Here is a 7723-nt window from a genome sequence, read left to right as displayed (position 1 = left end):
TACGTGTGGCTTGTTACGTTCAAACTTGGCCTTTGCCATGATGGTTTCCTCGATTGTTAATTAAACGCCATGGTCGGCTCTTGAGCGATGCCCAAAAAACCATGACCATATCCTGACGCATTATATCATAGTGAAATTAGTATTTGAATACATTTGGGTGGATTATTTTGTCACTGGATGGCTTTTTAGTATATCCAAAGTCCAATATTGTCACATTTGCCCAACCCAATGAGCAATCAACCACCTTGCCAATCATTTACTCGTCAAAACAAATTTAAAAAATCCAATGGGATTTTCTAGTACTGTTTGATAGGATGTCTTGGCATAAAATCTAAATAAATCAACTGCCCTTTGAGCTTTTGGCGCAAATTGAGCATTTGCTAACGGCTTAACTGGGCCTGTGAAGTGTATCAGATCTGGCGATACATTTTCGGTATTGACACGGTCCAACAAAAAATGCTCTAGCTGACAGTTATAACGCCAGTCGATGGCAAACCAATGTTTATGAAAATAAACATTTAAGACATCCTGATCGCCATAAACCAATGTTTCTTGTAATTTTTCAGTTAATTGTATTAACTGCTCCGTAACACCTACCCATTGATCTGCATTAATATACAATACGCCAGCGTTAAAATAATCACCTTGACGAAACCTGTGCTGCGCCAAATTGCTCACGAATGGGTCTTGTACCGCACCCAATGGAAATTGTGAAAACCGACTATCGCTAAACGGTTGGAAAATATCGCCATTAATGACAATATCACAATCCAAATACAGCCATCGATTTGATTGATTGTATTCAAATAACTTGGCAATGTAGTATCTTAGATATGTCGCCTGTGTAATGTAGCCACTTGGGTGATAGCGCTGAAGCTCATCTTGATTGATGTACACCAAGCGTAGGCTTGACTGTCTTTGGGCAAAAAACTGTTGGCGCTCCATCACCCACTCTGGGCTGATGTCGCCTGCGTTTAGGATAAACACATTAAACGATTGATGGTGTGCCAACAATGACTTGAGCACAATATCCAAGTAGTCTAGATAATTTCTATCACTTGCAACCACAATATTTGCTGTGGACGTATCAGTAGTCATATGGCACTCTTGAAAACTAAATTGAATAAATTAGGTCATTTCATTATAACATAGACCATCAGAATATAAAGTTTAATTTATCTACCAAAACAGCTTAAACAACCAATAGATTAATGCCAATCTTTGCCATGAAGGTCACATTGCCTAAGCATCTTTTTGGCTTGATGTCGCGCCTTGCGATGCTTAGCGGTTGGTTTTTCGCTTTCAAATTTCCCACCCTTTTGCATAAGCGGTGATAGGCTTGCCAAATTGCGTGCCTTACCTGATTTTGGTAATTGGATGGTGTATTTTGTCATTATTTTTTCTCGTTTTTTAAAGATTGGCGTCCTAATGGCGTAGCTTTGGTGCAATTTGGGGCGTAATTTGGCGTAATTGAATGAATTTTTGACCATCCAAAAAAACAAAAAAAGCCTGACCAAATGTCAGGCTAACAACATTTGGACGCATTCAAATTGCTTGATATGCGTCCTAGACATCATGCCAAGCAAATACCTAAAGTCAATAACGGTAAGCTGTCGTGTTGCATGATGTCTCCTTATACATCGTAAAAAATGGCTAGAAAATAAAAAACCCTTAAAACGATGCGTCTTAAGGATAATTCAAAATATGGAGCTCTTGACGAGAATTGAACTCGTGACCTCTCCCTTACCAAGGGAGTGCTCTACCCCTGAGCTACAAGAGCGAAATTATGGAGCGGGTGGCGGGAATCGAACCCGCACCATCAGCTTGGAAGGCTGAGGTTCTACCACTAAACTACACCCGCAGGGTAGTAACCAAGGTAGGAAGAATGGTGGTGGGGGAAGGATTCGAACCTTCGAAGCTTTCGCGACAGAGTTACAGTCTGTTGGGTTTGACCGCTCCCCAACCCCACCAAATTGGCTAGGTGTCTCTTTTACTGGTCTGGTAAAAGATTAAGCCCAATGTTGGGCTTTACCTAATATTTTCTTAGGAATGGTGCCGGCTGCCGGAATCGAACTGGCGACCTACTGATTACAAGTCAGTTGCTCTACCAACTGAGCTAAGCCGGCGGTGTATTTCCTAAGTGGTGCGTATAATATCATACTTCTAAATCTATGCAAGCACTTTTTTGGATGATTTTTAAAATAGTTTATATGTTATTGATTTTATTGTATTTTATTTGATAATTTTTTTGTTGCTACTGAGTGGTTGTACAAGATAAAGTGGGCGAATCTTATCTGATTTGGATAAAAAAAATCAGCCCAAATGCGACTTTGGGCTGATTTTGGACTGATTTTTCTCAGCGGATATCAAAACGGAATATCATCATCTGAAACATTGGTCGCAGGGCTAATGACAGGCGCTTGCGGGCTTGGCTGATTTGCCGGTGGCTGTGGCGCTTGCGTCGGCGCTTGCGGTGGTACAGCTTGGGCAGGCTGTTGGAATGAATTATTCTGCGCCATGTTATTCATGCCTGCATTCATACCGCCCATACCGCCGTTCATGCCTTGGTTCATACCCTGATTATAAGCTGGGTTGCCTTGTGGCTGTTGCCCCATATTTTGGTTGGCATAGGCTTGTTGGTTGTAGTTTTGGTTTTGGGCAAATTGGTTGTTATAGCCTTGATTTTGGTTATTTTGATAACCGCCACGACCTTGATTATTATAGCCGCCATTTTGATATTGGTTGCCATAATTACCACCTTGATAGCCGCCGCTATTGTCATTACCACCACGACTGCCAAGCATCTGCATATTATCAGCACGAATCTCGGTACTGTAGCGTTCTTGACCTGTCTGTGGGTCAGTCCACTTACGAGTACGCAGGCTGCCTTCGACATAGACCTGAGAGCCTTTGCGCAAGAATTGCTGAGCAATCTCGGCAAGACGATTATTGAACACCACACGATGCCACTCGGTCTGCTCACGCTGTTCGCCTGTGTTCTTGTCACGCCATCTTTCGGATGTGGCGATAGATACAGTGGCAATCATACCGCCATTATCAAACTGCTTCACTTCTGGGTCGTTACCTAAGTTACCCACAAGAATGACCTTATTTACGCTCATACGCTTTCCTTTGTTGTTGTTAAATCGGTAAAAAATCAGCTGAAATTATCGCATCAATTTTTCTGCTTACTTTACGAAATTTATAGTAAAATTGCTAGGGGTTTTTGGCAAATTTACAAATTATTTTGCCAAAGATTTAGCCGCATCCAGCATCGGCTTTAAGAATCTGCCCGTATGCGACTTATCATCCATCGCCACCATCTCTGGCGTGCCTGTGGCGACGATTTCACCGCCACCGCTACCGCCTTCATAGCCTAGATCGACAATCCAGTCGGCAGTCTTGATGACATCCAAATTATGCTCAATCACCACAATGGTATTGCCACGGTCACGCAAGGTATGCAAGATGTGTAATAGCTTGGCAATGTCATGAAAATGTAGCCCTGTGGTCGGCTCATCTAGGATGTATAAGGTCTTGCCGGTGTCTCGTTTGGCAAGCTCTTTGGCTAGCTTGACACGCTGTGCCTCACCGCCTGACAGTGTCGTCGCCGATTGACCTAGGCGGATGTAGTCCAATCCCACTTCGTGCAGTGCCTCAAGCCTGCGATGAATCACCGGAATCGCCTCAAAGAACGCCATCGCCTCTTCGACCGTCATATCAAGCACATCGCTGATGGATTTGCCTTTGTATTTGACTTCAAGCGTTTCTCGGTTGTAGCGTTTGCCATGACAAGCGTCGCACGGCACATACATATCTGGCAAAAAGTGCATCTCAACCTTAATCAAGCCATCACCTTGACAAGACTCACAGCGACCGCCTTTGACATTGAAACTAAATCGCCCTGCCTTGTAACCACGAGCTCGCGCTTCGGGCGTCTGCGTGAATAAATCACGAATCAAGGTAAATACGCCTGTATAAGTGGCAGGGTTACTGCGCGGGGTGCGTCCAATCGGGCTTTGGTCGATGTCCACCATCTTATCCAGATGCTCAAGCCCTGTGATGGTGTCGTATTTTTCGGGTACGAGCGTCGTGGCGTTGTTGAGTGTAGTGGCAGCTAGCGGCATCAAGGTGCGGTTAATCAAGGTCGATTTGCCCGAGCCTGACACACCTGTGATACAGGTCATCACACCGATTGGGATGGATAGATTGACATTTTTTAGGTTATTGCCACAAGCGCCCTGTAGCTCGATGTACAGTGGCTCATCATGACTGGTTTTATTTTTGCCTTTGCCGGTCTCAACCGTGATGGTAGCAGGCGTATGGCGGACGCTTGGCACTTCGATACGGCGCTTGCCCGACAGATATTCACCGGTCAATGAGCCTTTGGTGGCGGCGATTTGTTTGGCTGTGCCTTGAGCGACCACTCGCCCACCGTGCACACCTGCACCGACACCGATGTCGATGATGTGATCGGCTTGGCGGATGGCATCTTCGTCATGCTCGACGACCACGACGGTATTGCCCAAATCTCGCAAATGCGTCAAAGTCGATAGCAAGCGGTCATTATCTCGCTGATGCAAACCGATGGACGGCTCATCAAGCACATACATCACGCCCATCAAGCCTGCACCGATTTGGCTGGCTAAGCGGATACGCTGTGCTTCACCGCCTGAGAGCGTTTCGGCACTGCGAGCTAGGGTCAGATATTCAAGCCCCACTTTGGTCAAAAAGCCCAAGCGTTCACGGATTTCTTTGAAAATCTTATCCGCCACTTCGCCTTTTGCGCCATCGATGTGCAGATTTTCGTAATATTGCCATGCATCGCCAATCGGCAGATGGATAATCTCGCCAATGCCCTTGCCATCGACCTGTACATGACGCGCGATGTCATTGAGGCGCACGCCATCACAGACATTACAGGCAGTGTCTGACAGATATTGCGCCAATTCATCACGCACCAAATTACTCGTCGTCGTGGCATAACGGCGCTCTAGATACGGCAAAATCCCTTCAAATGGCACGGTCTTGGTGCTTTTTCGTCCCCGCTCATCGGTGAACTGAAATTCGATTTTTTCTTTGCCCGAGCCATTTAGAATAATACCTTGCTGTTTGGCAGGCAGTGCTTGCCACGGTGCATCCATATCAATATCAAAATGACGGCACACCGTGCTAAGTAGCCCAAAATAATAGGCATGGCGCTTATCCCAGCCGTGAATCGCCCCTTGATTGAGTGATTTTTCGGGATGGGTAACGATGCGTTCTGCGGCGAAATATTGACGCTTGCCCAAACCATCACAGGCAGGGCACGCTCCAGCAGGGTTATTAAAACTGAACAAGCGTGGCTCAAGCTCGCTCACCGCACGATCACACACAGGGCATGAGTGCTTGGCGGATAAAATCTGCTCATCATCACCATCAGGATTACCATCCATGTGATACAAAATGGCGATGTCGTTACCAAGCTTGAGCGCTGTCTCAAGGCTCTCAGCCACACGATTGCCCAAATCATCTCGCACCTTAAAGCGATCAACCACCACTTCAATGCTGTGTTTTTTGTTTTTTTCTAGGCTTGGCAATTCATCGGTATCATAAATCACGCCATCAATACGCACCTTGGTAAAGCCCTGTGATGGCAGCTGCTCAAGTAACGCCGTGTGCTCACCTTTGCGTTCACGCACCACAGGCGCAAGGATCATAAGCCTAGTATCGGCAGGCAAGCTAAGCACACCATCGACCATCTCACTCACCGTCTGCGCCACCATCGGCTCGCCATGCTCAGGGCAATGTGGCACGCCCACACGAGCAAATAATAGGCGCAGATAGTCATACACTTCGGTAATCGTGCCGACCGTCGAGCGGGGGTTGTGGTTGGTGGATTTTTGTTCGATGGCGATGGCGGGGGATAGCCCTTCGATGCTATCAACATCGGGCTTTTCCATTTGGCTAAGAAACTGACGAGCGTACGCCGATAAGCTCTCGACATAGCGGCGCTGACCTTCGGCATATAGCGTATCAAAGGCAAGTGATGATTTGCCTGAGCCTGACAGACCGGTGATGACCACGAATTTATCACGGGGGATATCGACATCGATATTTTTGAGATTGTGCGTGCGTGCGCCACGGATGGCGATTTTATCGTGTGCCATAGACTTGCCTTTTTGATATTTTAAAATGACTATTATAAGGCATAATGGGGTGCGGTTGATGGATTTTAAAGTGAGAAATTGTAAGGCATTACAACAATTTTTATACCATCAAACCAAGCCATCATCATTGATTTGATGTATGATATGGGCTGTATTTTGATGTATTGTGAGTCTTGTTATGTTTTTTTTGACCCTTGATCCAAAAGACTTTTCGGTCACTTATGCCAAACAAATCGCCGAGCGCATTCTGGCTCGTGACCAAAAAAATCCTATACTGACCGATGAGCAGCGCCAAACCCTGCACGCTATCACTCGTCCGACGCTTGGCAATCATGAAGATGACATCAAGCGCCTATGCCAAGAAATCGTTGATACGCTTGTCGTCACAGACCCAAAAGGCAATACGCTCAAATTCTATCGAGATGATGAACAAGGCCTATTATACTTCGGTGATGAAGACGGCTGGCGTACCGGACAAGCACTGCATAAGCACCCCAACCTTGACCCAAGCCATCTCAATCAAGACTAAAATGGCTTATCGCATCTATCTGGGTGGCTCGTTTGACCCCGTCCACCGCTCGCATCTGCACATGGCGATGGCTGTCTATACACAGCTGTCTGTGAGGCTTAGTGCGGACGGTATCACACTCTGCCTACTACCCACCGCTGGCAATCCGTTTAAGGGTGCACCGACAGCGAGCACACATCGGCTCTCGATGTTATCGCTTGCCACGCAGGGCTCACCCATCGTTATCGATGACTATGAGCTGACACAGCCACCGCCGATTTATACCATCGATACCATCACTCATCTACACGCCACTTATCCTGATGATGTGCTGATTTTTGTGATTGGTTTTGATAGCTTAGTTAGCCTACCTAGATGGCGTGGTGGTGAAGCATTGGCCGATATGGTGAAATTTTGGGCATTTGCTCGTGTTGGCGAGACAGGCACGCCGAGCGATACACTGATGGCTCGGTGTACGACAGATTTGGATGAGTTTTTGGCGCAAGATGGCAAGATTTATCTGGATGATACGCTGATTGACGCCATGTCATCAAGCCACATCAGACAGCTCATCAGTGATGGCAAAACGGGCACCCTTGTGCACTATCTACACCCTGCCGTCATTGACTATATTGATACACATCAGCTATACCAAGATGGCTAAAGTATGTTATAATAGCAAGTTTTCCGATTGATTTATGATAGTTATGACAACTTTAACCTTAGAACAAACCTTAGCACTGGTCATCGACACTCTAGACGACCTAAAAGCCAAAAACATCACCACTTTATCCGTCGAGCACTTGACCGAAGTCGCCGAGCGTATCATCATCTGTGAAGCCACTTCCAAGCGCCATGTCAAAGCCCTAGCCGACAAGCTTGGCGCTGCCACCAAAGAAGCGGGGCTGATGCCACTGGGCCGTGAAGGCGACAAAGACAGCGACTGGACACTGGTTGATTTAGGCTCTGTGGTCGTCCATGTGATGACACCACAGGCTCGTGAGTTTTATGACTTAGAAGGCTTATGGTCATCACCAGATGCCTTGCGTGCTTTGGCAGTTGCGCC

7 protein-coding genes and 4 tRNA genes are annotated in these 7723 nt (G+C 46.5%); 3 read left to right on the top strand and 8 right to left on the bottom strand.

All coding sequences use genetic code 11. The features are described from left to right. Positions 1 to 252 precede the first annotated feature (252 nt). The 8 genes from Q0N89_RS09455 to uvrA all read right to left on the bottom strand — a co-directional run bounded on the left by Q0N89_RS09455 (position 253) and on the right by uvrA (position 6149). Complete coding sequence (locus Q0N89_RS09455; RefSeq protein ID WP_294035783.1) at positions 253 to 1098, bottom strand: glycosyltransferase family 8 protein; 846 nt, start codon at positions 1096 to 1098, stop codon at positions 253 to 255. A 110-nt stretch (positions 1099 to 1208) separates the two neighbouring features. After that, positions 1209 to 1394 (bottom strand): hypothetical protein, encoded by a 186-nt coding sequence (locus Q0N89_RS09450; protein ID WP_294035781.1) that lies wholly within the window; start codon positions 1392 to 1394, stop codon positions 1209 to 1211. Between the two features lie 311 nt (positions 1395 to 1705). After that, positions 1706 to 1780: transfer RNA gene (locus tag Q0N89_RS09445), tRNA-Thr, on the bottom strand. 7 nt (positions 1781 to 1787) lie between these two features. Beyond that, positions 1788 to 1861 (bottom strand) — tRNA-Gly (locus tag Q0N89_RS09440). 25 nt (positions 1862 to 1886) lie between these two features. Beyond that, a tRNA-Tyr gene (locus Q0N89_RS09435) sits at positions 1887 to 1970 on the bottom strand. An 80-nt stretch (positions 1971 to 2050) separates the two neighbouring features. Beyond that, positions 2051 to 2126 (bottom strand) — tRNA-Thr (locus Q0N89_RS09430). A gap of 240 nt (positions 2127 to 2366) precedes the next feature. Next, entirely contained in the window at positions 2367 to 3122 is a 756-nt protein-coding gene (gene ssb / locus Q0N89_RS09425; protein ID WP_294035779.1) for a single-stranded DNA-binding protein, read from the bottom strand. A gap of 120 nt (positions 3123 to 3242) precedes the next feature. Continuing rightward, positions 3243 to 6149, bottom strand: coding sequence for an excinuclease ABC subunit UvrA (gene uvrA / locus Q0N89_RS09420; RefSeq protein WP_294035777.1), 2907 nt, complete (start codon positions 6147 to 6149; stop codon positions 3243 to 3245). A gap of 178 nt (positions 6150 to 6327) precedes the next feature. Here uvrA and Q0N89_RS09415 point away from each other — a divergent pair, with 178 nt between their 5' ends. The 3 genes from Q0N89_RS09415 to rsfS all read left to right on the top strand — a co-directional run. Next, positions 6328 to 6678: a hypothetical protein gene (locus tag Q0N89_RS09415; RefSeq protein ID WP_294035775.1), complete on the top strand. Its 351-nt coding sequence runs from the start codon at positions 6328 to 6330 to the stop codon at positions 6676 to 6678. After that, positions 6650 to 7321 (top strand): nicotinate (nicotinamide) nucleotide adenylyltransferase, encoded by a 672-nt coding sequence (nadD, locus tag Q0N89_RS09410; protein WP_294035773.1) that lies wholly within the window; start codon positions 6650 to 6652, stop codon positions 7319 to 7321. The genes Q0N89_RS09415 and nadD overlap by 29 nt, the downstream gene beginning before the upstream one ends. 43 nt (positions 7322 to 7364) lie before the next feature. Beyond that, a partial coding sequence (gene rsfS / locus Q0N89_RS09405) for a ribosome silencing factor (RefSeq protein ID WP_294035770.1) occupies positions 7365 to 7723 on the top strand: 359 nt, incomplete at its 3' end.

The sequence above is a fragment of the uncultured Moraxella sp. genome (assembly GCF_945873075.1).
GTDB lineage: Bacteria > Pseudomonadota > Gammaproteobacteria > Pseudomonadales > Moraxellaceae > Moraxella.
Note: the sequence above shows the minus strand (reverse complement) of the source record. Positions and strands in the feature narration are given on the sequence as shown.